Origin of the sequence: Streptomyces sp. NBC_01261 (assembly GCF_036226385.1) — a bacterium.
Classification (GTDB): domain Bacteria; phylum Actinomycetota; class Actinomycetes; order Streptomycetales; family Streptomycetaceae; genus Streptomyces.
In genome coordinates, this window is record NZ_CP108463.1 from 5,363,325 (window position 1) to 5,386,264 (window position 22,940).

Genomic DNA, 22,940 nt, shown 5'->3' on the forward strand with positions numbered 1-22,940 from the left:
ATATTGGCGCTCGCTACTAAGCGGCCCCGCGCTGAAGCGCCTCGCACACCGCCGTCGACTCGCGTGCCCCCAGCTCGACCGCCCTGCCGCAGTGCGCGATCCAGGCGGCCATGCCCTCCGGGGTGCCCGACACGTAACCGTCCAGCGCCGCCAGATAGGCCGCGCGCCCCAGTTCGGCGTGGCCGACCTCCGCCGGGCACACGGACTTCGGATCGAGGCCGCTGCCGATGAGGACGATCCGCTCGGCCGTGCGCGCGACCAGGCCGTTGCGGGAGGTGAAGGGGCGCAGGGCGAGCAGTTCGCCGTGCACGACGGCCGCGGTCACCAGCGCCGGTGCCGAGCCGCCCGCGATGACCAGGTCCGCGAGTCCGTCCAGGCGCCCGGACACCTCGGCCGCGCCCGGCAACGGCAGTTCGACGAGCGGCTCGTCGACCGGCTCGCCCTGCTGTCGTGGCCGGCCGATCGCGTCCTCGTTGCTCGCGGCCGCCACCAGGTGCAGCCGGGCGAGCACCCGGAGGGGCGACTGCCGCCAGATGGACAGCAGTTGGCCCGCCTCGGAGGACAGCCGGAGGGCCGCGCCCATCGTGCGGGCCTCCGCGTCACCACTGAAGTCGGTACGCCGGCGCACCTCTTCGAGTGCCCAGTCGGCCCCGGACAGCGCCGCCGAGCCCCGCGCGCCGCGCAGTGCCGCCTCGGCGGTGAGCTCGTTGCTGCGGCGCCGCATGACGCGGTGCCCGTAGACGCGGTCCACGGCCTTGCGCATGGACTCGACGGACTCGGCCACTCCGGGCAGCGTGCCCAGGGCCGCGAGCGGATCGGCGGTCGCACCTGTCGTACTCATGAGTACGACAGTAGCCATCCCAGGGGCGCGCCCCACGATTGAGTGGTCTTCTTCACGCACACCTGCCACACACAGCTACACCGCGACTACGCTTCGTGAACATGAAAATTGCTTTCGTCGGGAAGGGCGGCAGCGGGAAGACCACCCTGTCCTCCCTGTTCGTCCGCCACCTCGCGGCCACCGCCCAACCGGTCGTCGCCGTCGACGCGGACATCAACCAGCACCTGGGCCCCGCCCTCGGCCTGGACGAGTCCGAGGCCGCCGCACTGCCCGCACTCGGCGAGCACCTCCCCCTGATCAAGGACTACTTGCGCGGCACCAACCCGCGCATCGCCTCCGCCGACACGATGATCAAGACCACTCCTCCCGGCGAGGGTTCACGACTGCTGCGGGTGCGCGAGAACAATCCCGTCTACGACGCCTGCGCGCGACCGGTGGAACTCGACGGCGGCGCCGTCCGTTTGATGGTCACGGGCCCCTTCACCGACGCCGACCTGGGGGTCTCCTGCTACCACTCCAAGACGGGAGCGGTGGAGCTGTGCCTGAATCACCTGGTGGACGGGCGCGACGAGTTCGTCGTGGTGGACATGACGGCGGGCTCGGACTCCTTCGCCTCCGGCATGTTCACCCGCTTCGACATCACGTTCCTGGTGGCCGAGCCGACCCGGAAGGGGGTCTCCGTCTATCGCCAGTACAAGGAGTACGCCCGTGACTTCGGGGTCGTCCTGAAGGTCGTCGGCAACAAGGTGCGGGACCAGGACGACCTCGACTTCCTCCGCGCCGAGGTCGGGGACGACCTGCTCGTGACGGTGGGGCACTCGGACTGGGTGCGCGCCATGGAGAAGGGCCGGCCGCCCCGGTTCGAGCTCCTGGAGGACGCCAACCGCCGCGCCCTGCGCCTGCTGGAGATCGCCGCCGACGCGACGTACGAACTGCGGGACTGGGAGCGCTACACACGGCAGACGGTGCACTTCCACCTGAAGAACGCGCAGAGCTGGGGCAACGAGCGCACCGGGGCCGACCTGGCTGCGCAGGTCGACCCCGGGTTCGTGCTCGACGAGAGCGTCACCGCCACCGCGTGAAGCGCTGCGTGAAGCGCGCTCTCCCCGAACTACCGCTCACCGCTTGACCGGTAGCGCCTACTGCTTGACCGCCGGCGCCCCGGGGACGCCCTTCGGGGCCGGGGCGGGGCGGCCGGTCAGGAAGGACGTCCAGCCCGGCTTCGGTGCCTCGCCGACGTTCAGGGTGCGCAGCTTGGCCAGAGTCTGCGGGTCCTGGGCGTCCAGCCAGTCGGACAGCTGCCGGAAGGAGACGCAGCGCACCTCGGACTTGTTGCAGACCTTCTCGATGACCTCGTCGAGGGCACGCATGTAGGTGCCGCCGTTCCAGGACTCGAAGTGGTTGCCGATGACCAGGGGCGCGCGGTTTCCGTCGTAGGCGCGGTCGAAGCCCTTGAGGAGGCCGTCACGCATCTCGTCGCCCCACTGGTCGAACTTGTCGGGGTCGCCCTGGGTCTGCGTGCCGGACTGGTTGACCATGAAGTTGTAGTCCATGGTCAGCTGCTCGTAGGTGTGGCCGGGGAAGGGGACGAGCTGCATGGACAGGTCCCACAGCCCCTCCTTCTTCTTGGGCCAGATCTGGTCGTTGACCCCGCTGGTGTCGTATCGGAAGCCCAACTGGCCGGCTGCCTTCATGAAGTTGGCCTGGCCCTCCAGGCAGGGCGTGCGGGCGCCGACGAGTTCCTTGTCGTAGTCGAAGGGCAGTGAAGACGCCTTCTTCATCCCGGAGTTGGTCTTCCAGGTCTTCACGAACTGCTTCGCCTGGGCGATCTCGCTCTTCCACTCGGCGACCGACCACTCGCCGACCCCGCCGTTCTTGCCGCAGAAGTGACCGTTGAAGTGGGTGCCGATCTCGTTGCCCTCCAGCCACGCCAGGCGCAGCTGCTTCACGGTGTCGGCGATGCCCTGCTCGTCGTTGAAGCCGATGTCCGAGCTGCCCGGCGAGTGCTCCGGGGGCTTGTAGAGGTCGCGCTTGTCCTCCGGCAGCATGTACACGCCGCTGAGGAAGTACGTCATGTTCGCGTGGTTGGCCTTGGAGACCTTGCGGAAGTGGGAGAAGAGCTTCTGGCTGTCCTCGCCGGCGCCGTCGAAGGAGAAGACCACGAACTGCGGGGGCTTCTGGCCGGGCTTGAGCCGCTCGGGTCTGGGCAGATGCGGCTGCGCCCCGGTGTACGACGTGGAGCCGTCCCCGATCAGCCGGACTCCGCTCTTGGGTGCCGGGGCGGGCGCCGCCTTGTGCGGACCGTGCGCTCCCTGCGGGGAACCGTTGTCACCGATCGCGCAACCGGCGAGCGACGCGGCACAGGCCGCGGCGATCACGGCGCCCGCGGTGATCCTCTGGGTGGCGGCCATGTCCGCCCACCTTCTTCCTTCGTTCGGACCGACGCCGGTCAGGGCGTTTTCTGGTGATGTGCCGGGAATCCCGGCAGCGCCGCCAAGGTCGCATGGGGCCGAAGGTGGGATTAGTACGACAAGCCGATGAAATTCTCAATTCACTCTCTATAGTGACTTATTAGCCCATTTGCTCGTAAACCCTATGCTTGACCTTTACTCTGCATTACGATCCATTTACCGAGCGTTGAGATATCCCGCCGCTGCACGCCGTGACCCCACGGCCGCGACCGACCCCCGCCATCGACGGGGACCACCAGTTCCGCGACCGCGCTGCCCCGGAGGAGACGGGAAGACATGTCAGCCTGCGTACCCACCCGCGCCACCGACTCGAACGCGAACGCGCATCGGACGAAGCGCGTCCACCCACCGCACAGCCCGCCACCGCCCCCGCGCCGCCGGTTCCGTGTCGCCGGCGCCGATGTGTCGGCCTCCATCGCGGTCTTCCTGATCGCCCTCCCCCTGTCCCTCGGCATCGCCCTCGCCACCGGCGCACCCCTGCAGGCCGGCCTGGTCGCCGCCGCCGCGGGCGGACTCGTCGCCGGTCTGCTCGGCGGCTGCCCCCTCCAGGTCAGCGGCCCGGCCGCCGGACTCACCGTGGTCACCGCCGACCTGATCCACCGTTACGGATGGCGTACGACCTGCGCGGTCACCGTCCTCGCGGGCCTGGCCCAACTCGCCCTGGGCTGCGTGCGCGTGGCCCGCACCGCGCTCGCCGTCAGCCCCGCGATCGTGCACGGCATGCTCGCCGGCATCGGTGTCACCATCGCCGTCGCCCAGCTGCACATCGTCCTCGGCGGCACCCCGCAGAGCTCGGTCCTCGCCAACCTCCGCGCCCTGCCCGCCCAGTTGGCCGACCTGCACCCCGCCGACGTGGCGATGAGCGTGCTGACGCTGGCCCTCCTGCTGCTGTGGCCGCGTGTCCCCGGCCGGCTCGGGCACCTGATGCGCAAGATCCCGGTCGCGCTCGTCGCCGTCGCCGGGGCCACCCTCACCGCCTCCCTCGCCGGGCTGAGCCTGGCCAAGGTCGACCTGCCGTCCTGGAGCAGTCACGCGCTGGCCGGACTCCCCGAGGGGCCGGTGCTCGGGATCGCCGCCGCCGTGCTCACCACCACCCTGGTGTGCAGCGTGCAGTCGCTGCTCGGCGCCGTCGCCGTGGACAAGCTGATCGCCGGGCAGCCCGGGCTCTCCGCCCGCGTCGGCCGCTCCGACCTGAACCGCGAACTGCTGGGCCAGGGCGCCGCGAACATCGTCTCCGGCGCACTCGGCGGACTGCCGGTCGCGGGTGTGGCCGTACGGAGTTCGGCAAATGTGCAAGCCGGTGCTGTGAGCCGGAACTCCACGATGCTGCACGGCGTTCTCGTAGTGGTAGCCGCGCTGCTGATGGTCCCGGTGCTGGAGCTGATTCCCCTCGCTTCGCTCGCCGCACTCGTGATGGCCGTCGGCATCCAGATGGTGTCCCTGCACCACATCCGCACGGTGACCCGCCACCGCGAAGTCCTGGTCTACGCCGTCACCACCCTCGGCGTGGTCTTCCTCGGCGTCCTGGAGGGCGTGCTCCTCGGGGTCACCGTGGCTGTCGCCGTCGCCCTCAACCGCCTTGCCCACACCCGCATCACGCACGACGAGAAGGAAGGGGTCCATCACGTACACGTCCGGGGGCAGTTGACGTTCCTCGCGGTGCCGCGGCTCAGCCGCATCCTGCATCTCGTACCCCAAGGCACCCACGCCGTCGTGGAGTTGGACGGTTCGTTCATGGACCACGCGGCGTACGAGTCACTGCAGGACTGGCAGAACGCGCACACCGCGCGCGGAGGCTCCGCCGAACTGACCGGGCGGCGTACGGCAGTTCGCGCCACCGAGCCGGGCCGCACCGGGGACGAAGCGACACCGGCCGACACCCCGGCCGGCACGACGACCGGGGCTCCCGTCCTCACCACGCCTCCGGCCCGCACCACGGCCGACGCTCCGGCCGGTGCGCCGACGACGTCGACCGCCTGCCGCTGCCACCCCTGGACGCCCTGGCGCAACCACCAGTGCGACCACCCGCGGTCCGCCCCGCCGGGCGGACACCCGGGCGAGCCCACGGACCGTCCCGCACCCGGTGCCGCCACACCGGGCGACGCAGGCACCGGCACGGACACCCACCCCGGCACCGGCAAGGACACCGGCCCCGGCGGTCACCAACTGGCCCGTGGCATCAGCGCGTTCCAGCGCAACACCGCCCCGCTCGTGCGAGGCGAGCTGGCCCGGCTGGCCAGGGAAGGGCAGCGGCCCTCGCAGCTCTTCCTGACCTGTGCCGACTCGCGGCTGGTGACGTCGATGATCACCTCAAGTGGTCCCGGCGACCTGTTCGTCGTGCGGAACGTGGGCAACCTCGTGCCGCCGCCGGGCGAGGAGAGCGGGGACGACTCGGTGGCCGCCGCGATCGAGTACGCGGTGGACGTGCTGCGCGTGAGATCGATCACGGTGTGCGGGCACTCCGGGTGCGGGGCCATGCAGGCGCTGCTCAACTCCGAGCCCGGGGGCGCGCAGACGCCGCTCAAGCGGTGGTTGCGGCACGGGCTGCCGAGCCTGGAGCGGATGGCCGACGACGGCCGGCCCTGGGCGCGGTTGACCGGGAGGGCACCGGCAGACGCCGTAGAGCAGTTGTGTCTGACCAATGTGGTGCAGCAGTTGGAGCATCTGCGGGGGCACGAGTCGGTGGCTCGGGCGTTGCGGGAGGGGGCGTTGGAGCTGCACGGGATGTACTTCCATGTCGGTGAGGCGCAGGCGTACTTGCTGACCGGGGAGGAGGGGGACGACGTGTTCGACGGGGTGGGGGTGGCGGATCTGTCGGCCTGAACCTTGTTCACCCGGCGTCCGTGGGTACGAACGAACCCCGTCACGCGCATCGCCCAGCGGGTCCGATGACAGGTCTAAACCAATATTTCGGCGACCCTTGTCATCGGACCCCCGGGTCTGATGAGCTGGCCCGGGACACAACGGACACCCCGGGAAAGGCAGATGCCGTGAGCAACGAAAGCCTGGCCAACCTGTTGCGCGAGGAGCGCAGGTTCGCACCCCCCGCCGACCTGGCGGCGAACGCCAATGTCACGGCGGAGGCGTATGAGCAGGCCAAGGCTGACCGGCTCGGCTTCTGGGCCGCGCAGGCCCGCCGCCTGAGCTGGGCGAAGGAGCCGAGCGAGACGCTGGACTGGTCGAACCCGCCGTTCGCCAAGTGGTTCAAGGACGGCACGCTCAACGTGGCGTACAACTGCGTGGACCGGCACGTCGAGGCGGGCAACGGCGATCGCGTCGCCATCCACTTCGAGGGCGAGCCCGGCGACAGCCGCGCGATCACCTACGCGGAGCTGAAGGACGAGGTCTCCAAGGCCGCGAACGCCCTGCTGGAGCTGGGAGTTCAGAAGGGCGACCGGGTCGCCGTCTACATGCCGATGATCCCGGAGACCGCGGTCGCGATGCTGGCCTGCGCGCGCATCGGCGCCGCGCACTCGGTGGTGTTCGGCGGTTTCTCGGCGGACGCGCTCGCGACCCGCATCCAGGACGCGGACGCCAAGGTCGTCATCACCACGGACGGCGGCTGGCGGCGCGGCAAGCCCTCCGCCCTGAAGCCGGCCGTGGACGACGCCGTCGACCGCGCGGACAGCGGCGTCGAGCACGTGCTCGTGGTCCGCCGTACGGGCCAGGACGTCGCGTGGAACGACGAGCGGGACGTGTGGTGGCACGAGATCGTCGAGCGGCAGTCGGCGGAGCACACGCCCGAGGCGTTCGAGGCGGAGCAGCCGCTGTTCATCCTCTACACCTCCGGTACTACGGGTAAGCCCAAGGGCATCCTGCACACCTCCGGCGGCTACCTCACCCAGGCCGCGTACACCCACCACGCGGTCTTCGACCTCAAGCCGGAGACCGACGTCTACTGGTGCACGGCCGACGTCGGCTGGGTCACCGGGCACTCGTACATCGTCTACGGCCCGCTGGCGAACGGCGCGACCCAGGTCATGTACGAGGGCACCCCCGACACCCCGCACCAGGGCCGCTTCTGGGAGATCGTCCAGAAGTACGGGGTGACGATCCTGTACACGGCGCCGACCGCGATCCGTACGTTCATGAAGTGGGGCGACGACATCCCCGCGAAGTTCGACCTCAGCAGCCTGCGCATCCTGGGGTCCGTCGGCGAGCCGATCAACCCCGAGGCGTGGATCTGGTACCGCAAGCACATCGGCGCCGACAGGACGCCGATCGTGGACACCTGGTGGCAGACCGAGACCGGCGCGATGATGATCTCGCCGCTGCCGGGCGTGACCGCGACCAAGCCCGGTTCCGCGCAGACCCCGCTGCCCGGCATCTCCGCGACGGTCGTCGACGACGAGGCCAACGAGGTCCCGAACGGCGGCGGCGGTTACCTGGTCCTGACCGAGCCGTGGCCGTCGATGCTGCGCACCATCTGGGGCGACGACCAGCGGTTCCTCGACACGTACTGGTCGCGGTTCCCTGGCAGGTACTTCGCCGGTGACGGCGCGAAGAAGGACGACGACGGCGACATCTGGCTGCTCGGCCGCGTGGACGACGTGATGCTCGTGTCCGGGCACAACATCTCCACCACCGAGGTCGAGTCGGCGCTCGTCTCCCACCCCGCGGTCGCCGAGGCGGCCGTGGTCGGCGCGGCGGACGAGACGACCGGGCAGGCGATCGTCGCCTTCGTGATCCTGCGCGGCACGGCGAACGCCGAGGACGAGAACCTCGTCGCCGACCTGCGCAACCACGTCGGCACCGTCCTCGGCCCGATCGCCAAGCCCAAGCGGGTCCTCCCGGTGGCCGAGCTGCCGAAGACCCGCTCCGGCAAGATCATGCGCCGCCTGCTGCGGGACGTGGCGGAGAACCGGCAGCTGGGAGACGTCACCACCCTGACCGACTCCACCGTCATGACCCTGATCCAGGACAAGCTCCCGGCCGCGTCGAGCGAGGACTGACCAGGACAGCGGACTGACCTGCGCATACGACGACGAAGGGCGCCCGGCGGCGAACATGCCGGGCGCCCTTTTTGCGCCTACCGTGAAACGCGCCGGACGCATCCCGCCGCACCCTGGGTAAGGTATGCGGAGCGTCAAGAACGCGCCAAGATCGTCTAGGTGTGCCGGGAAGTCTGGTCGGCAAGTGCTCCGCGCTGCCCACCGACCGGAGGTCTCCCCGTGACCGCGCCCCGCCCCACCACCGCCCGCAAAGTGCTCGGACGGCTGTCCCTGCCCGAGCGGAACTTCGTCGCGGACGCGCTGCGCACCGAGACCGTCGGCGGTGTCCTCCTCCTGATCGCCGCGGTCACCGCGCTGATCTGGGCCAACGTCCCGGCGCTGCACGACAGCTACGAGAGCGTCAGCCACTACCACTTCGGCCCCGGCGCCCTCGGCCTGCACCTCTCGGTCGCCCACTGGGCCGCCGACGGCCTCCTCGCCGTCTTCTTCTTCGTCGCCGGCATCGAGCTCAAGCGCGAACTCGTCGCCGGCGACCTGCGCGACCCCAAGGCCGCCGCTCTGCCCGTCGTGGCGGCCCTGTGCGGGATGGCCGTACCGGCACTCGTGTACACCCTCACGAGCCTCACCGGCGGCGGCTCCCTCCAGGGCTGGGCGGTACCCACGGCCACCGACATCGCCTTCGCGCTCGCCGTCCTCGCGGTCATCGGCACCTCCCTGCCGAGCGCCCTGCGCGCCTTCCTGCTCACCCTCGCCGTCGTCGACGACCTCTTCGCGATCCTGATCATCGCGGTCTTCTTCACCGCCCGGATCGACTTCGTGGCGCTCGGCGGGGCCGCCATCGGCCTGGCCGTCTTCTGGCTGCTGCTGCGCAGGGGCGTGCGCGGCTGGTACGTCTACGTCCCGCTCGCGCTCGTGATCTGGGCGCTGATGTACAACAGCGGCGTCCACGCGACGATCGCCGGTGTGGCGATGGGCCTGATGCTGCGTTGCACCACCCGCGAGGACGAGAAGCACTCCCCCGGCGAGCACGTCGAACATCTCGTACGACCCCTGTCGGCGGGCCTCGCGGTGCCGCTGTTCGCGCTGTTCAGCGCCGGGGTCGCCATCTCGGGCGGCGCGCTGGGGGACGTGTTCACGAAGCCCGAGACGCTCGGCGTGGTCCTCGGACTGGTCGTCGGCAAGGCGGTCGGGATCTTCGGCGGGACCTGGCTGACGGCCCGTTTCACCCGGGCCTCGCTCAGCGACGACCTCGCCTGGCCGGACGTGTTCGCGGTCGCCTCGCTGGCCGGCATCGGCTTCACCGTGTCGCTGCTCATCGGGGAACTCGCGTTCGACGGCGACCAGGTACTCACCGACGAGGTCAAGGCTGCCGTCCTCGTCGGCTCCGTCGTCGCGGCCCTCGGCGCGACCGTGTTGCTCAAGCTGCGCAACGCCAGGTACCGCAGGATCTACGAGGACGAGGAGCGCGACGAGGACCTCGACGGCATCCCCGACATCTACGAGCAGGACGAGCCGTCGTACCACCTGCGCATGGCGGAGATCCACGAGCGCAAGGCCGCCGAGCACCGCAGGCTCGCCGAGGTGAAGGCCGCCGAGCGACGCGGGCTTGCCGAAGTGGCGGGCGGGGCAGGCGAGGACGACGACGGTCCGGCATGATCTGACCAGACGGTACAAACACATGCAGATGAGGGAGTACGCGATGAGCGCACCCGACGGCAGCCCGGTCGGCGCCGAACGCAGCATCGGCCAGTTGTTCGCCTCGGCGACGACCGAGATGTCCGCGCTGGTGCACGACGAGATCGCGCTGGCGAAGGCGCAGCTCAAGCAGGACGTCAAGCGCGGGGTCGCGGGCGGCGGCGCGTTCACGGTCGCCGCGGTGGTCCTGCTGTTCTCCCTGCCGATGCTCAACTTCGCGCTGGCGTACGGCATTCGCACCTGGAGCGGCTGGAACATGGCCCTCTGCTTCCTGCTCTCCTTCGCGGCGAACGTGCTGATCGCGGTCGTCCTCGTGCTGGTGGGCGTGCTCTTCTTCAAGAAGGCCGCGAAGAGCAAGGGCCCGCAGAAGGTGGCCGCTTCGGTGAAGGAGACCGCGGGCGTCCTGGGCAACGCCAAGCCGCATCCCCGCGCGGCGATCGAGGACCGTGTCCCCGAAGCCATCGAGGCTGTGGCACGCTCGTCCTCATGACGGACCCCGCCAATCCCTGGGCGCAACCTGCTTCGGTCGTACGGCTCGACATTCCCGGCGGGCGCGAGGTGACCCACCGGGATGTCGCGGCCAACGGCGCCCGCTTCCACATCGCGGAGGTGGGCGACGGACCGCTGGTGCTGCTGCTGCACGGCTTCCCCCAGTTCTGGTGGACCTGGCGGCACCAGCTCGGCGCGCTGGCCGACGCCGGGTTCCGGGCCGTCGCCATGGACCTGCGGGGCGTCGGCGGCAGCGACCGCACCCCGCGCGGCTACGACCCCGCCAACCTCGCCCTCGACGTCACCGGCGTGATCCGCTCGCTCGGCGAGCCGGACGCCGCGCTGGTCGGCCACGACCTGGGCGGCTATCTGGCGTGGACGGCGGCCGCGATGCGCCCCAAGCTGGTGCGCCGGCTCGCCGTCTCCTCGATGCCGCACCCCCGGCGCTGGCGCTCCGCGATGCTCTCCGACGTCAGGCAGTCGACCGCGAGTTCCTACATCTGGGGCTTCCAGCGTCCCTGGCTCCCCGAGCGGCAACTCCTCGCCGAGGACGCCGAGTTGGTGGGCACCCTGATCCGCGACTGGTCCGGCGCGAGCCTGCCCGACGACGAGGCGGTCGAGGCGTACCGGCGGGCGATGCTGATCCCGTCGACCGCGCACTGCTCGATCGAGCCGTACCGCTGGATGGTGCGGTCGATGGCCCGCCCGGACGGCATCCAGTTCAACCGGCGCATGAAGCGGCCGGTGCGGGTGCCGACGCTGCATCTGCACGGCTCCCTCGACCCGGTGCTGCGCACCCGCAGCGCGGCGGGGTCCGGGGAGTACGTCGAAGCGCCGTACCGCTGGCGGCTGTTCGACGGTCTCGGGCACTTCCCGCACGAGGAGGACCCGGTGGCCTTCTCGACCGAACTGGTCAACTGGCTGCAGGATCCCGAACCCGACCGCTGACCGGCCGCCGACCGACTGATGACCCGTCGATCACCCATCGATGACCGGCCCGTGGCCGATCCACCGCACCCGGTGTCCGGACCTGAACACCTGTACTACGAACGGCTACTTGCCTCGCGCATAGGCCAATTGGGGCCCCAAGGGGTGGTTATCGACCTTGGGGCAGGGGCAGACGTCGGGGTATGGGCTGGACGCACGACTACAGTGACGCAGCACGCAATCGCCGCTCGGACCACGGTCTGAGCTCCCACCAACGGGGCGCCCCGCAACTCCAGGGCACAGACCTCAGGGTGGGGATCCCGCGCATTCTGCGCCGCCGGGCCCGCTGGGTCTCGGTACGGCTGCGTCATCCCCGAGGCTGACGCACCCACCTCCTACAGCGCGCAACTGTCGCTGTCCACCTGCTCGTTCGCGGTACGCCCCTTGACGATGTCCGGCTGGATCTCGTCCGCGGTGAGCGCGTACCCGGTGTCGGGGTCGTCGAGGGACTTCGCGAAGACCACGCCGTACACCTTGCCCTCGGGCGTGAGCAGCGGACCGCCCGAGTTGCCCTGGCGGACGGTCGCGTAGAGCGAGTACACGTCGCGGCGGACCGTGCCGCGGTGGTAGATGTCCGGGCCGTTGGCCGTGATGCGGCCACGCACGCGTGCAGCACGGACGTCGTACGACCCGTTCTCCGGGAAGCCGGCGACGATCGCGCTGTTGCCGCTGGTGGCGTCCTTGGTCGCGAACTGCAGGGAGTGCGCCTTCAGGTCCGGTACGTCGAGTACGGCGATGTCGCGGTGCCAGTCGTAGAGGACGACCTTGGCGTCGTACTTGCGGCCCTGGCCGCCTATCTGGACGGTGGGTTCGTCGACGCCGCCGACGACGTGCGCGTTGGTCATGACGCGGCGGTCGCCGAAGACGAAGCCGCTGCCCTCCAGGACCTTGCCGCAACTCTGGGCGGTACCCATGACCTTGACGATGGACTGCTGGGCGCGGGTGGCGACCGCGCTGGAGGCGAGGGCCGGGTCGGGCGGCTGGACGTCGTTGATCGGCTCGTTCGCGAAGGGGCTGAAGACCTGCGGGAAACCGTTCTGCGCGAGGACCGAGGAGAAGTCCGCGAACCAGGTGTCGGCCTGCGAGGGCAGCGCCCGGGAGACCCCCAGGAGCACCTTGGAGCTGCGGACCTCCTTGCCGAGCGTCGGCAGGGTGGTGCCGGCCAGCGCGGAGCCGATCAGCCAGGCGACCAGGAGCATCGCGAGGACGTTCACGAGGGCGCCGCCGGTCGCGTCCAGGGCGCGGGCCGGGGACCAGGTGATGTACCGGCGCAGCTTGTTGCCCAGGTGGGTGGTCAGGGCCTGGCCGACGGAGGCGCAGACGATGACGATGATGACCGCGACGACGGCCGCGGTGGTGCTGACCTCCGACTTCTCGGTCAGCGCGTCCCAGATCACGGGCAGCGTGTAGACGGCGACGAGACCGCCGCCCAGGAACCCGATCACCGACAGGATGCCGACGACGAACCCCTGGCGATAGCCCACGATCGCGAACCACACGGCGGCGACCAACAGCAGGATGTCCAGCACATTCACGACGGACACCTTGTCATGACCGCCAGTCGAGGGGGACCTGCTTCTCACGGTCCCACGGCCGCTCCCAACCGGAGTAGTGCAGGAGGCGGTCGATGACTCCGGCGGTGAAGCCCCAGACGAGGGCCGATTCGACCAGAAATGCCGGACCCAGGAAGCCGCTGGGGTGCGTGACGGTGACCCTGTTGGCCGGATCCGTGAGATCCGCCACGGGGACCGTGAACACGCGTGCCGTCTCGTTCGGGTCGACCACGCCCACCGGTGTCGGCTCGCGCCACCAGCCCAGCACCGGCGTCACCACGAAGCCGCTCACCGGGATGTACAGCTTGGGCAGCACCCCGAAGAGCTGCACCCCGGCAGGGTCGAGCCCGGTCTCCTCCTCGGCCTCGCGGAGAGCGGCCCGCAAGGGCCCGTCGCCCGTCGGATCACCGTCCTCGGGGTCGAGGGCGCCACCGGGGAACGACGGCTGCCCCGCATGCGACCGGAGCGAACTCGACCGCTCCATGAGCAGCAGCTCGGGCCCCTGATCGCCCTCCCCGAAGAGGATCAGCACCGCCGACTGCCGCCCCGCCCCGTCCTCCGGCGGCAGGAACCGGCTCAACTGGAGCGGCTCGACCGTCTCCACGGCGTGCACCACCGGATCGAGCCAGCCCGGCAGCCCGTCCTTGCTGAGCACCGCACCCTGGGTATTGCTCGCGCGTGTCATCCCCCACCCCCGTTCCCACTGATCAACGCCCGATACCTCCGAGATCGTTCCGTCATCCGGCCCCCGATGCCACACCGATTCCCGTCACGCCGAGCCCAGCGGCGGCGCCGGTTCGCCGCCCGCGTCCAGATAGGCCTGCGGCGGGTTGAGGCGCTGGCCCGGATAGCCGCCCTTCTCGTACTTGAGCAGCTTCTTCGCCTTCTCCGGGTCGGTCTCGCCCTCGCCGTACGCCGGGCAGAGCGGGGCGATGGAGCAGGCGCCGCAGGCGGGCTTGCGGGCGTGGCAGATCCGGCGGCCGTGGAAGATCACGTGGTGCGAGAGCATCGTCCAGTCGCTCTTCGGGAAGAGCGCTCCCACGGCGGCCTCGATCTTGTCGGGCTCGGTCGCCTCGGTCCACTTCCAGCGCCGTACGAGCCGCTGGAAGTGCGTGTCCACGGTGATGCCGGGCCGCCCGAAGGCGTTGCCGAGCACCACGAAGGCGGTCTTGCGGCCCACACCGGGCAGCTTCACGAGATCTTCGAGCCGTCCGGGCACCTCGCCGCCGAAGTCCGCCACCAGGGCCTTGGAGAGCCCTATCACCGACTTGGTCTTGGCCCGGAAGAACCCGGTCGGACGGAGGATCTCCTCGACCGCCTCCGGGTCGGCGACGGCCAGGTCCTCGGGGGTCGGGTACTTGGCGAACAGGGCCGGCGTCGTCTGATTGACCCTCAGGTCGGTGGTCTGCGCCGACAGGACCGTGGCGACCACGAGCTGGAAGGGGTTCTCGAAGTCGAGTTCCGGGTGGGCGTACGGATAGATCTCGGCCAGTTCGCGATTGATCCGGCGGGCACGACGGACGAGGGCGGTGTGCGATTCGCTCTTCACGCCGGCCATCACTTTTGCCCCCTTTGTCGCTTTCCTGCCGCCACCCTTGCCGCCGTCAGGGCCCTGTTCGCCCACAGCGGAATCACGAGGTACAACCATCCGCCCAGCCCCCTTGGCCTGTGCTCTCACCGGCGATTTGGACACCCGGCCAGCCTAGAGCCCACCACTGACATCCGCCCCGGACCCCGAAGATCAGCCCCCAATTGGACCCCTGCCGCTTACCTCGGGACACCAGTGCGGCATCCTTGTGACAGATCACACTGTTTGGACGGTCCAGCAAAATGGGGAGCACGGTCCCCTGGTACCAAGGGGGAGCACCATCCCCTGAGCAGGTCGACAAGGAGAGAACTCGTGGACGACGTTCTGCGGCGCGCCCCGCTCTTCGCGGCGCTCGATGACGATCAGGCCGCGGAGCTGCGCGCCTCCATGAGTGAGGTGACCCTCGCGCGCGGGGACTCCCTCTTTCACGAGGGCGACCCCGGCGACCGGCTCTACGTGGTCACCGAGGGCAAGGTGAAGCTGCACCGCACCTCCCCGGACGGCCGCGAGAACATGCTGGCCGTCCTCGGCCCCGGCGAGCTGATCGGCGAGCTGTCGCTGTTCGACCCGGGCCCGCGTACGGCGACCGCCAGCGCGCTGACCGAGGTCAAGCTGCTCGGCCTCGGCCACGGCGACCTCCAGCCCTGGCTGAGCGCCCGCCCCGAGGTGGCCTCCGCGCTGCTGCGCGCGGTCGCCCGCCGACTGCGCAAGACCAACGACGCGATGTCCGACCTGGTCTTCTCGGACGTCCCCGGCCGCGTGGCCCGCGCCCTGCTGGACCTCTCCCGCCGCTTCGGTGTGCAGTCGGAGGAGGGCATCCACGTGGTGCACGACCTCACGCAGGAGGAGCTGGCCCAGCTGGTCGGCGCGTCCCGCGAGACGGTCAACAAGGCACTGGCGGACTTCGCGGGGCGCGGCTGGCTGCGCCTGGAGGCCCGTGCGGTGATCCTGCTGGACGTGGAGCGGCTGGCGAAGCGCTCGCGCTAGTCACAGCGTTTCGTACGACTTCGAAGGGCCCTGCTCGTACGGCGGGGCCCTTCGCGTATCGCCAGGGGTGGGGATGTACGAGGACAAGGCGTCGGATTCGGCCTGGAAACACTCCTGGTGGCGAAGATCGGCGCGCCGGCTGTGGAGAACGCCCGACGAGAAGGGCGACCTCGGCGGAAAGCCGCTGGGCCTGTGGCTGACGGACGACACCGTCGTCATCGCCCGCGTCGACGGCGTTCAGGCGTTCCGGGCCACCACGGGCGATCCCCTGTGGACCTGGCGACCGCCCGGCGACCAGGTCGTCGGGCTGGTGTCCGCCGACGCCGAGGACGGCGTGGGGGTGGTCATGCACTACGAAGTCGCCCGCCGGGACGTGAAACGCGTCGGCCTCACCTCGCTGGCGATCGGCACGGGCGAGGTCGTACGACGCCGGAAGCAGGACGCGGCCCAGCTGGGGCACATACCGTCCAAGGTCGCCCTCGGCGGGGGTCTTCTCGCGACGGCCGGGGAGTCCTGGAAGGACTGGGAGACGCGGCCGGTGATGCGCGCCCTCGACGTGGACACGGGCGAGGTCCGTTGGAAACACGAACTCACCGACCCGCGCGTGGAGAGCGCGTCCGTCATCAGCGCCCGCCCCTTCGTGGCCTCCCTGAGGACGCGCGGTGTGCGCGGCGGGCACAGCCTCCTGGTCCTGGGCGACGACGGGACGGGCGCCGTGACACTGGTCCTCCCGGAGGGGTACGAGAGGTTCGGCGAACAGGTCGCCGTGGCCGGTGACGTCCTGGTGGTCGGTCTGGTCCCCAAGGACAGGGCCGAGCTCGACCGGGGCAACCGGCTCGGGGCGTACTCCGTCTCCTCCGGCGAGTTCCTGTGGGAGTGGCACGGCAAGGAGACGTACCAGGACGGCGTCTTCGCCCACCGGGGCCGGCTGCTGGTCGTGCACGAGTACGGCGGCCGCCTGAGCGTGCTCGACCCCGCCGACGGCAGGGTGGTGGCCCGGCGCAGGCTGCCGGGCACGGCGTTCGACTCGCTCGTAGCGGCGTCCGGCGACCTGGTCGCGGTGGGCTGCGAGGCCGGCGACTACAGCCACGGGTTACGGGTGTTCCGCTGGAGATGACCCCGCCCGACGGCCGGAAAAGCCCTCCCTGGGGACCCGTCTCCCGGCACAGTGATCCCATGGCCGGAACCGTTCCCCACAGAGGGCTCGACGCCCAGGGATACATCGAGCGCGAGGGCTCCTTGGTGCTTGTCCCGCCCGCCTTCCGCCCGGTCGTCGCCGCCGCGCGTGACCGGCTGATCGACCTCTACGGGGGACGCCTCAACAGCGCGTACCTCTACGGGTCGATCCCGCGCGGCACCGCGCGCGTGGGGCGCAGCGATCTGGACCTGCTCGTGGTGACCCGGCGGGAGCCGACCGAGGAGGACCGCTCCGGGGTCCGGAACCTCGGCGAGGCGCTCGACAAGGAGTTCCCGGAGATCGACGGCGTCGGCACGCTGCTCTACGGCCGGGCACGGCTGCTGAGCGAGCCGGAGACGTACGACCTGGGGTGGTTCGTGGCGTGCCTGTGCACCCCGCTGCTCGGCGAGGACCTGGCCGAGGACCTGCCCCGCTACCGCCCCGACGCGCGGCTGGCCCGGGAGACGAACGGCGACCTGGGGCTGCTGCTGCCCCGCTGGCGCGAACGCATCGCCACGGCCGAGGACACGGACGAGGCCCGCCGGCCCCTGGTCCGCTTCATGTCCCGCCACCTGGTCCGCACCGGCTTCACCCTGGTCATGCCCCGCTGGAACGGCTGGACCAGCGACCTGCGGGAGATGGCAGAGGCGTTCGCCGCGTACTACCCGGAGCGGGCGGAGGCCCTGCGCGAGGCGGCGGAGTCCGGATACGACCCGCCGGGCGACGCGAGCGTCCTACGGTCGTACGTCGACGACCTGGGCCCGTGGCTGGCCGGGGAGTACGCGCGCGTGCACGGCGTGAAGGCGTCACGCCCCGCTGACTAGATGAGGCCGTGTTCCGTGAGGTAGTCCAACTGGGCCCGTACGGACAGTTCCGCCGCCGGCCACAGGGAACGGTCGACGTCCGCGTACACGTGGGCGACGACCTCGGACGGGCTCCGGTAGCCGTTCTCGACGGCCGTCTCGATCTGGGCGAGCCGGTGGGCGCGGTGGGCGAGATAGAACTCGACGGCACCCTGGGCGTCCTCCAGGACGGGCCCGTGACCCGGCAGGACGGTGTGGACGCCGTCGTCGACGGTCAGGGACCGCAGCCGCCGCAGCGAGTCCAGGTAGTCCCCCAGGCGGCCGTCAGGATGCGCCACGACGGTCGTACCGCGCCCGAGGATGGTGTCTCCGGTCAGGACGGCCTGATCGGCCGGGAGATGGAAGCACAGGCTGTCCCCGGTGTGCCCGGGCGTCGACACGACGACCAACTCCAGCCCGCCGACCCGGATCACGTTCCCGGCGGCGAGCCCCTCGTCCCCGAGCCGCAACGCCGGATCCAGCGCGCGCACCTTGGTGTCCGTCAGCTCGGCGAACCGCACGGCACCTTCGGCGTGATCGGGGTGCCCGTGCGTCAACAGGGTCAGCGCGACCCGCTTCCCCGCCTTCTCCGCCGTGTCGACGACATTCCGCAGATGCCCCTCGTCCAACGGCCCGGGATCGATCACCACGGCCAACTCCGAGTCCGGCTCCGCGACGATCCACGTATTCGTCCCGTCCAGCGTCATCGCAGACGCGTTGGGCGCGAGCACGTTGACGGCCCGAGCGGTGGCGGGCCCGGTGAACACCCCGCCACGTGGCTGACCGGGGAGGGCGACTGCGTCGGTCATACGGGGGCGCCTTCCGTGGGGCGGGGGGTTGGCTGGGCGGTCATGTAGGGGTGGGTTTCGGCGGGGCGGGTGGGCGGAGGGTGGCCCTTGCCGGGCTGGTCGCATGGGCCGGCCACGCGGAACGTGGCCTTCCCCGGGGCAGCCGCAGCCGCACAGAGGGCGTTCCCCTTCGAACCCGTCACACGGAGGACACCTTCCCTCGGGACGGCCATGCGCGAAGCGCCCCTCGCCGGGCCGGTCCTACGGAGGGCATCTTCCGCTGAAGCTGCCCCACAGGGCCCGCCCTCCAGCGAACCGATCACCCGGCGACCGCCAACACGGCAACCCCTCTCCACCGAACGGGTCATGCGGGCGCCCCGCCCAAAGGAATGTGCTTCGTGAACTCCCCGTGGCCCGGCCAGGTCAGGACGACCTCGTCGGCCTCCAGGCTGGCCTGAGCGAGGACCGGAGTCAGGTCGCGTTCCGAGGCCGCCGACAGCGCCTGCGCCGCGCTGTCGTAGGGGATCAGGCCGCGCAGGGTCGCGATGGTGGGCGGCATCATCGTCAGGTCGCCCTTGTCGTACGACGTTGCCGCCTCGCCGGGGGTGATCCACACCGTGCGGTCGGCCTCGGTGGAGGCGTTGCGGGTGCGCTGGCCCTCGGGGAGGACGGCGACGAAGAACCAGGTGTCGTAGCGGCGGGTCTCGAATTCCGGGGTGATCCAGCGGGCCCACGCGCCCAGCAGGTCGGAGCGCAGCACCAGGCCGCGGCGGTCGAGGAACTCCGCGAAGGAGAAGTCACGGGCGACCAGGGCGGCGCGGTCCGTCTCCCAGTCGGGGCCCGTGGTGTCGCCGACGACCGAGTCGGGGGTGGGGCCGGCCAGGAGGACGCCCGCCTCCTCGTACGTCTCCCGTACGGCCGCGCACACGATCGCCTGGGCCGCCGTCTCGTCGACGCCCAGCCGGTTCGCCCACCACGCGCGCGTGGGGCCCGCCCAGCGGACGTGATGGTCGTCGTCGCGCGGGTCGACACCGCCGCCCGGGTACGCGTACGCGCCCCCGGCGAAGGCCATGGAGGCGCGTCTGCGCAGCATGTGGACGGCCGGACCGGTGTCGGGGCCGGTGTCCCTGAGGAGCATCACCGTGGCCGCGCGACGGGGCTCCACCGGCGTGAGCCGGCCCTCCGCGAGCGCTCTGATGCGCTCGGGCCACTCCGCCGGGTACCACTGACCGTTCGCCATGGGCGGAGGCTATCCCGTAGCGCGCGGATGTTCGAGAGGCAACAACACGTACCCCTGGTCAGCGATTACGCCCGATCCCGCACCCGGGACAGCGACCGCACCCGCCTGTCGGCGGCCACGCCGATCACCCGCCCCGGGACGGCGACAGCGATCACGCCGGCTCGTCGTCCACCCCGGGACAGCGGCTACGCCTGCGTCAGCTCCACCTGGATCTCGACCTCGACCGGTGAGTCCAGCGGCAGGACCGCCACGCCGACCGCGCTCCGCGCGTGCACGCCCTTGTCGCCGAGGACCTCGGCGAGCAGTTCGCTGGCGCCGTTGATGACACCGGGCTGGCCGGTGAAGTCGGAGGCCGAGGCGACGAAGCCGACGACCTTCACCACGCGCGCGATGCGGTCGAGGTCACCGGTGACGGACTTGACGGCTGCGAGGGCGTTCAGCGCGCAGGTGCGGGCCAGCTCCTTCGCCTCCTCCGCGGTGACCTCGGCGCCCACCTTGCCGGTGACGGGGAGCTTGCCGTCCACCATGGGCAGTTGGCCGGAGGTGTAGACGTACACCCCGGACTGCACGGCGGGCTGGTACGCGGCGAGCGGCGGGACGACCGCCGGCAGGGTCAGACCGAGCTCGGCCAGCCGGGCGTCGACGGCGCTCATGCCTTCTCCCGCTTGAGGTAGGCCACCAGTTGCTCGGGGTTGTTCGGCCCAGGCACGACCTGGACGAGCTCCCAGCCGTCCTCGCCCCAGGTGTCCAGAATCTGCTTCGTGGCGTGTACGAGAAGCGGCACTGTCGAGTATTCCCACTTGGTCATGCGGCCGACTTTAGCCGCTGCCGACCACCCCTCCGCCGCCGCGTTATCCACAGCCTCTGGCTTGGTTCGGGCGCGGACTGGTTAGGCTCGAAGACGTGAGCAGGCTCCAGGTCGTCAGTGGCAAGGGCGGTACCGGCAAGACCACGGTGGCCGCGGCCCTCGCGCTGGCCCTGGCCACCGAGGGGAAGCGGACGCTTCTCGTCGAGGTCGAGGGTCGCCAGGGCATCGCGCAGCTCTTCGAGACGGAGACGCTGCCCTATGAGGAGCGGAAGATCGCCGTCGCTCCCGGGGGCGGGGAGGTGTACGCCCTGGCCATCGACCCCGAACTGGCCCTTCTGGACTACCTCCAGATGTTCTACAAACTCGGCAGCGCGGGCCGCGCCCTGAAGAAACTCGGCGCGATCGACTTCGCCACCACGGTCGCGCCCGGACTCCGGGACGTCCTCCTGACCGGCAAGGCCTGCGAGGCCGTACGCCGCAAGGAGAAGAGCGGCCGGTTCGTCTACGACTACGTCGTGATGGACGCGCCGCCGACCGGCCGCATCACCCGCTTCCTGAACGTCAACGACGAGGTCGCCGGGCTCGCGAAGATCGGCCCGATACACAATCAGGCGCAGGCGGTGATGCGGGTGCTGAAGTCGCCGGAGACGGCCGTGCACCTGGTGACGCTCCTGGAGGAGATGCCCGTCCAGGAGACCGCGGACGGCATCGCCGAACTCCGGACCGCCCGGCTGCCGGTGGGCCGGATCATCGTGAACATGGTCCGCCCCGAGGTGCTGGACGCGGCCGACCTCGATCTCGTACGGGCCGTCCCGCGCACCGCCGTAGCGCAGGCGTTGTCGTCCGCGGGCCTCGGCGGGGCCCGGCGCGGCGGCAACGCCGAGAAGCTGGTGGATCCGCTGCTCGCGCAGGCCGAGGAGTACGCCGCGCGGTACGCGCTGGAACACGACCAGCGGTCCGTGCTCGGCGAGCAGGACCTGCCGTTGCACGAACTGCCGTTGCTCGCCGAGGGCATGGACCTCGCGGGCCTGTACGAACTCGCCACCGAGCTGCGGAAGCAGGGGATGTCATGAGTCCGGACCCGGCCCGCGATCAGGACCCCGCCCACGACTCCCGTTCACAGGGCACCGACCGTTCACAGGAAACCTCCCGCTCCCACCACATCTCCCACGCGCGCGTGCTCGACGTGGATCCGCTGATCGACGCCCCGGAGACACGCATCGTCGTGTGCTGCGGCTCGGGCGGGGTCGGCAAGACGACCACCGCGGCGGCGCTCGGGCTGCGGGCCGCCGAGCGGGGGCGCCGGGTCGTCGTCCTGACCATCGACCCGGCACGCAGGCTCGCCCAGTCCATGGGGATCGACTCGCTGGACAACACCCCGAGGCGCGTGAAGGGCGTCGACGGGGACGGCGAGCTGCACGCGATGATGCTCGACATGAAGCGCACCTTCGACGAGATCGTCGAGGCGCACGCGGACCGCGAGCGGGCGGCCGTGATCCTCAACAACCCCTTCTACCAGTCGCTTTCGGCGGGCTTCGCGGGCACGCAGGAGTACATGGCGATGGAGAAGCTGGGCCAGTTGCGCGCCCAGCACGACTGGGACCTGATCGTCGTGGACACCCCGCCGTCCCGTTCGGCGCTCGACTTCCTGGACGCGCCGAAACGTCTCGGCTCGTTCCTGGACGGCAAGTTGATCCGGCTGCTGACCGCGCCGGCGAAGCTGGGCGGCCGGGCCGGGATGAAGTTCCTCAACGTCGGCATGTCGATGATGACCGGCACGCTCGGCAAGCTGCTCGGCGGTCAACTGCTCAAGGACATCCAGACGTTCATCGCCGCGATGGACACCACCTTCGGCGGCTTCCGCACCCGCGCGGACGCGACGTACAAGCTGCTCCAGGCGCCCGGCACGGCGTTCCTGGTGGTCGCGGCCCCGGAGCGGGACGCGCTGCGCGAGGCGGCGTACTTCGTGGAGCGGCTGGCGGCCGAGGAGATGCCGCTGGCCGGTCTGGTGCTCAACAGGGTGCACGGCAGCGGAGCCGCCCGGCTGTCGGCCGAGCGGGCACTCGCCGCCGCGGAAAATCTTGAAGAGCCCCGCATTGTCGATCAGGTGGGCGGGAAAGCTGGACTTCGTAACTCTCCCGACACGTACGGCAGTTCAGAATCTCCCGCTTCACCGCCCGCCACCGAGGCAGCAGTTCGCGCCACAACTCCTGACGAAGGCTCCCCCGCCGACACGGACCAGGAGCGGTCCGCCGCCACGGACGACACCGACGATCAGCCGACCGACGACGAGCGATCCGTCGACCAACTCACCGCGGGCCTGCTCAAGTTGCATGCCGAGCGGATGCGCCTGCTCGCACGTGAGCAGCGCACACGCGACCGCTTCACCGCGCGCCACCCGGAGGTGGCCGTCGCCGAAGTGGCCGCGCTGCCCGGCGATGTACACGACCTCGCGGGGCTGCGGGACATCGGGAACCGGCTCGCGGCCGGTCGGCCGGAGCTGCCCGAGACGAAGGTCTGAC

Annotated in this window: 21 protein-coding genes; 12 read left to right on the forward strand and 9 right to left on the reverse strand. The window is 70.6% G+C overall.

Features of this window, described 5'->3' with window-relative positions; all coding sequences use genetic code 11:
* Positions 1–16 precede the first annotated feature (16 nt).
* A complete protein-coding gene (locus tag OG226_RS23520) occupies positions 17–841 on the reverse strand; it encodes an oxidoreductase (protein ID WP_329349932.1) in 825 nt (274 codons plus the stop codon).
* A gap of 101 nt (positions 842–942) precedes the next feature.
* Here OG226_RS23520 and OG226_RS23525 point away from each other — a divergent pair, with 101 nt between their 5' ends.
* Positions 943–1,923, forward strand: coding sequence for an ATP-binding protein (locus tag OG226_RS23525; protein ID WP_328680677.1), 981 nt, complete (start codon positions 943–945; stop codon positions 1,921–1,923).
* A 57-nt stretch (positions 1,924–1,980) separates the two neighbouring features.
* Here the strand turns inward: OG226_RS23525 and OG226_RS23530 are convergent, their stop codons facing one another.
* Positions 1,981–3,252 (reverse strand): hypothetical protein, encoded by a 1,272-nt coding sequence (locus OG226_RS23530; protein ID WP_329349933.1) that lies wholly within the window; start codon positions 3,250–3,252, stop codon positions 1,981–1,983.
* A 336-nt stretch (positions 3,253–3,588) separates the two neighbouring features.
* Here OG226_RS23530 and OG226_RS23535 point away from each other — a divergent pair, with 336 nt between their 5' ends.
* The 6 genes from OG226_RS23535 to OG226_RS23560 all read left to right on the forward strand — a co-directional run bounded on the left by OG226_RS23535 (position 3,589) and on the right by OG226_RS23560 (position 11,758).
* Positions 3,589–6,135: a bifunctional SulP family inorganic anion transporter/carbonic anhydrase gene (locus OG226_RS23535; protein ID WP_329349934.1), complete on the forward strand. Its 2,547-nt coding sequence runs from the start codon at positions 3,589–3,591 to the stop codon at positions 6,133–6,135.
* 167 nt (positions 6,136–6,302) lie between these two features.
* Entirely contained in the window at positions 6,303–8,264 is a 1,962-nt protein-coding gene (gene acs / locus OG226_RS23540) for an acetate--CoA ligase (RefSeq protein ID WP_329349935.1), read from the forward strand.
* A 219-nt stretch (positions 8,265–8,483) separates the two neighbouring features.
* Positions 8,484–9,920: a Na+/H+ antiporter NhaA gene (gene nhaA, locus OG226_RS23545; protein ID WP_328680685.1), complete on the forward strand. Its 1,437-nt coding sequence runs from the start codon at positions 8,484–8,486 to the stop codon at positions 9,918–9,920.
* A gap of 43 nt (positions 9,921–9,963) precedes the next feature.
* Entirely contained in the window at positions 9,964–10,449 is a 486-nt protein-coding gene (locus OG226_RS23550; protein WP_328680688.1) for a phage holin family protein, read from the forward strand.
* Positions 10,446–11,396, forward strand: coding sequence for an alpha/beta fold hydrolase (locus tag OG226_RS23555; protein WP_328680690.1), 951 nt, complete (start codon positions 10,446–10,448; stop codon positions 11,394–11,396). The genes OG226_RS23550 and OG226_RS23555 overlap by 4 nt, the downstream gene beginning before the upstream one ends.
* A gap of 182 nt (positions 11,397–11,578) precedes the next feature.
* Positions 11,579–11,758, forward strand: a complete 180-nt coding sequence (locus tag OG226_RS23560) for a hypothetical protein (protein WP_078623198.1) — start codon at positions 11,579–11,581, stop codon at positions 11,756–11,758.
* A 12-nt stretch (positions 11,759–11,770) separates the two neighbouring features.
* On the opposite strand, the gene OG226_RS23565 is transcribed toward OG226_RS23560, so the two are convergent.
* From OG226_RS23565 to nth, 3 genes are all read right to left on the reverse strand, one after another.
* Positions 11,771–12,970, reverse strand: a complete 1,200-nt coding sequence (locus OG226_RS23565) for a MarP family serine protease (RefSeq protein ID WP_328680697.1) — start codon at positions 12,968–12,970, stop codon at positions 11,771–11,773.
* Positions 12,971–12,983: 13 nt separating this feature from the next.
* A complete protein-coding gene (locus OG226_RS23570) occupies positions 12,984–13,673 on the reverse strand; it encodes an NUDIX hydrolase (protein ID WP_328680699.1) in 690 nt (229 codons plus the stop codon).
* Between the two features lie 84 nt (positions 13,674–13,757).
* Complete coding sequence (nth, locus tag OG226_RS23575; protein ID WP_443044780.1) at positions 13,758–14,681, reverse strand: endonuclease III; 924 nt, start codon at positions 14,679–14,681, stop codon at positions 13,758–13,760.
* A gap of 207 nt (positions 14,682–14,888) precedes the next feature.
* Here nth and OG226_RS23580 point away from each other — a divergent pair, with 207 nt between their 5' ends.
* From OG226_RS23580 to OG226_RS23590, 3 genes are all read left to right on the forward strand, one after another.
* Positions 14,889–15,563, forward strand: a complete 675-nt coding sequence (locus OG226_RS23580) for a Crp/Fnr family transcriptional regulator (protein ID WP_019063754.1) — start codon at positions 14,889–14,891, stop codon at positions 15,561–15,563.
* A gap of 73 nt (positions 15,564–15,636) precedes the next feature.
* Positions 15,637–16,680 (forward strand): outer membrane protein assembly factor BamB family protein, encoded by a 1,044-nt coding sequence (locus OG226_RS23585; protein ID WP_329349936.1) that lies wholly within the window; start codon positions 15,637–15,639, stop codon positions 16,678–16,680.
* A gap of 59 nt (positions 16,681–16,739) precedes the next feature.
* Positions 16,740–17,564, forward strand: a complete 825-nt coding sequence (locus tag OG226_RS23590; RefSeq protein ID WP_328680707.1) for a nucleotidyltransferase domain-containing protein — start codon at positions 16,740–16,742, stop codon at positions 17,562–17,564.
* On the opposite strand, the gene OG226_RS23595 is transcribed toward OG226_RS23590, so the two are convergent.
* The 4 genes from OG226_RS23595 to OG226_RS23610 all read right to left on the reverse strand — a co-directional run bounded on the left by OG226_RS23595 (position 17,561) and on the right by OG226_RS23610 (position 20,418).
* Positions 17,561–18,391 carry an MBL fold metallo-hydrolase gene (locus OG226_RS23595; RefSeq protein ID WP_328680709.1) on the reverse strand — a complete coding sequence of 277 codons (831 nt, stop codon included), beginning with the start codon at positions 18,389–18,391 and terminating at the stop codon, positions 17,561–17,563. The genes OG226_RS23590 and OG226_RS23595 overlap by 4 nt on opposite strands.
* A gap of 343 nt (positions 18,392–18,734) precedes the next feature.
* The gene (locus OG226_RS23600) at positions 18,735–19,610 is read right to left on the reverse strand and encodes an NUDIX hydrolase (protein WP_329349937.1); all 876 of its coding nucleotides are present in this window, start codon (positions 19,608–19,610) and stop codon (positions 18,735–18,737) included.
* Between the two features lie 185 nt (positions 19,611–19,795).
* Entirely contained in the window at positions 19,796–20,263 is a 468-nt protein-coding gene (locus OG226_RS23605; RefSeq protein ID WP_328680713.1) for a RidA family protein, read from the reverse strand.
* Positions 20,260–20,418 (reverse strand): DUF4177 domain-containing protein, encoded by a 159-nt coding sequence (locus OG226_RS23610; RefSeq protein WP_019063748.1) that lies wholly within the window; start codon positions 20,416–20,418, stop codon positions 20,260–20,262. Before OG226_RS23610 ends, OG226_RS23605 begins: the two co-directional genes overlap by 4 nt.
* A gap of 95 nt (positions 20,419–20,513) precedes the next feature.
* On the opposite strand from OG226_RS23610, the gene OG226_RS23615 reads away from it, so the two are divergent.
* Positions 20,514–21,491 carry an ArsA family ATPase gene (locus tag OG226_RS23615; RefSeq protein ID WP_329349938.1) on the forward strand — a complete coding sequence of 326 codons (978 nt, stop codon included), beginning with the start codon at positions 20,514–20,516 and terminating at the stop codon, positions 21,489–21,491.
* Complete coding sequence (locus OG226_RS23620) at positions 21,488–22,939, forward strand: ArsA family ATPase (protein ID WP_329349939.1); 1,452 nt, start codon at positions 21,488–21,490, stop codon at positions 22,937–22,939. Before OG226_RS23615 ends, OG226_RS23620 begins: the two co-directional genes overlap by 4 nt.
* Position 22,940 lies beyond the last annotated feature (1 nt).

Coding starts and splice junctions, on each gene's coding strand:
- OG226_RS23535 (WP_329349934.1), top strand. CDS start 3,589: ATGTCAGCCTGCGTACCCACCCGCGCCACCGACTCGAACGCGAACGCG.
- OG226_RS23570 (WP_328680699.1), bottom strand. CDS start 13,673: ATGACACGCGCGAGCAATACCCAGGGTGCGGTGCTCAGCAAGGACGGG.
- OG226_RS23550 (WP_328680688.1), top strand. CDS start 9,964: ATGAGCGCACCCGACGGCAGCCCGGTCGGCGCCGAACGCAGCATCGGC.
- OG226_RS23525 (WP_328680677.1), top strand. CDS start 943: ATGAAAATTGCTTTCGTCGGGAAGGGCGGCAGCGGGAAGACCACCCTG.
- OG226_RS23585 (WP_329349936.1), top strand. CDS start 15,637: ATGTACGAGGACAAGGCGTCGGATTCGGCCTGGAAACACTCCTGGTGG.
- OG226_RS23520 (WP_329349932.1), bottom strand. CDS start 841: ATGAGTACGACAGGTGCGACCGCCGATCCGCTCGCGGCCCTGGGCACG.
- OG226_RS23620 (WP_329349939.1), top strand. CDS start 21,488: ATGAGTCCGGACCCGGCCCGCGATCAGGACCCCGCCCACGACTCCCGT.
- OG226_RS23595 (WP_328680709.1), bottom strand. CDS start 18,391: ATGACCGACGCAGTCGCCCTCCCCGGTCAGCCACGTGGCGGGGTGTTC.
- OG226_RS23555 (WP_328680690.1), top strand. CDS start 10,446: ATGACGGACCCCGCCAATCCCTGGGCGCAACCTGCTTCGGTCGTACGG.
- OG226_RS23605 (WP_328680713.1), bottom strand. CDS start 20,263: ATGAGCGCCGTCGACGCCCGGCTGGCCGAGCTCGGTCTGACCCTGCCG.
- OG226_RS23560 (WP_078623198.1), top strand. CDS start 11,579: ATGGGCTGGACGCACGACTACAGTGACGCAGCACGCAATCGCCGCTCG.
- OG226_RS23590 (WP_328680707.1), top strand. CDS start 16,740: ATGGCCGGAACCGTTCCCCACAGAGGGCTCGACGCCCAGGGATACATC.
- OG226_RS23600 (WP_329349937.1), bottom strand. CDS start 19,610: ATGGCGAACGGTCAGTGGTACCCGGCGGAGTGGCCCGAGCGCATCAGA.
- OG226_RS23530 (WP_329349933.1), bottom strand. CDS start 3,252: ATGGCCGCCACCCAGAGGATCACCGCGGGCGCCGTGATCGCCGCGGCC.
- OG226_RS23610 (WP_019063748.1), bottom strand. CDS start 20,418: ATGACCAAGTGGGAATACTCGACAGTGCCGCTTCTCGTACACGCCACG.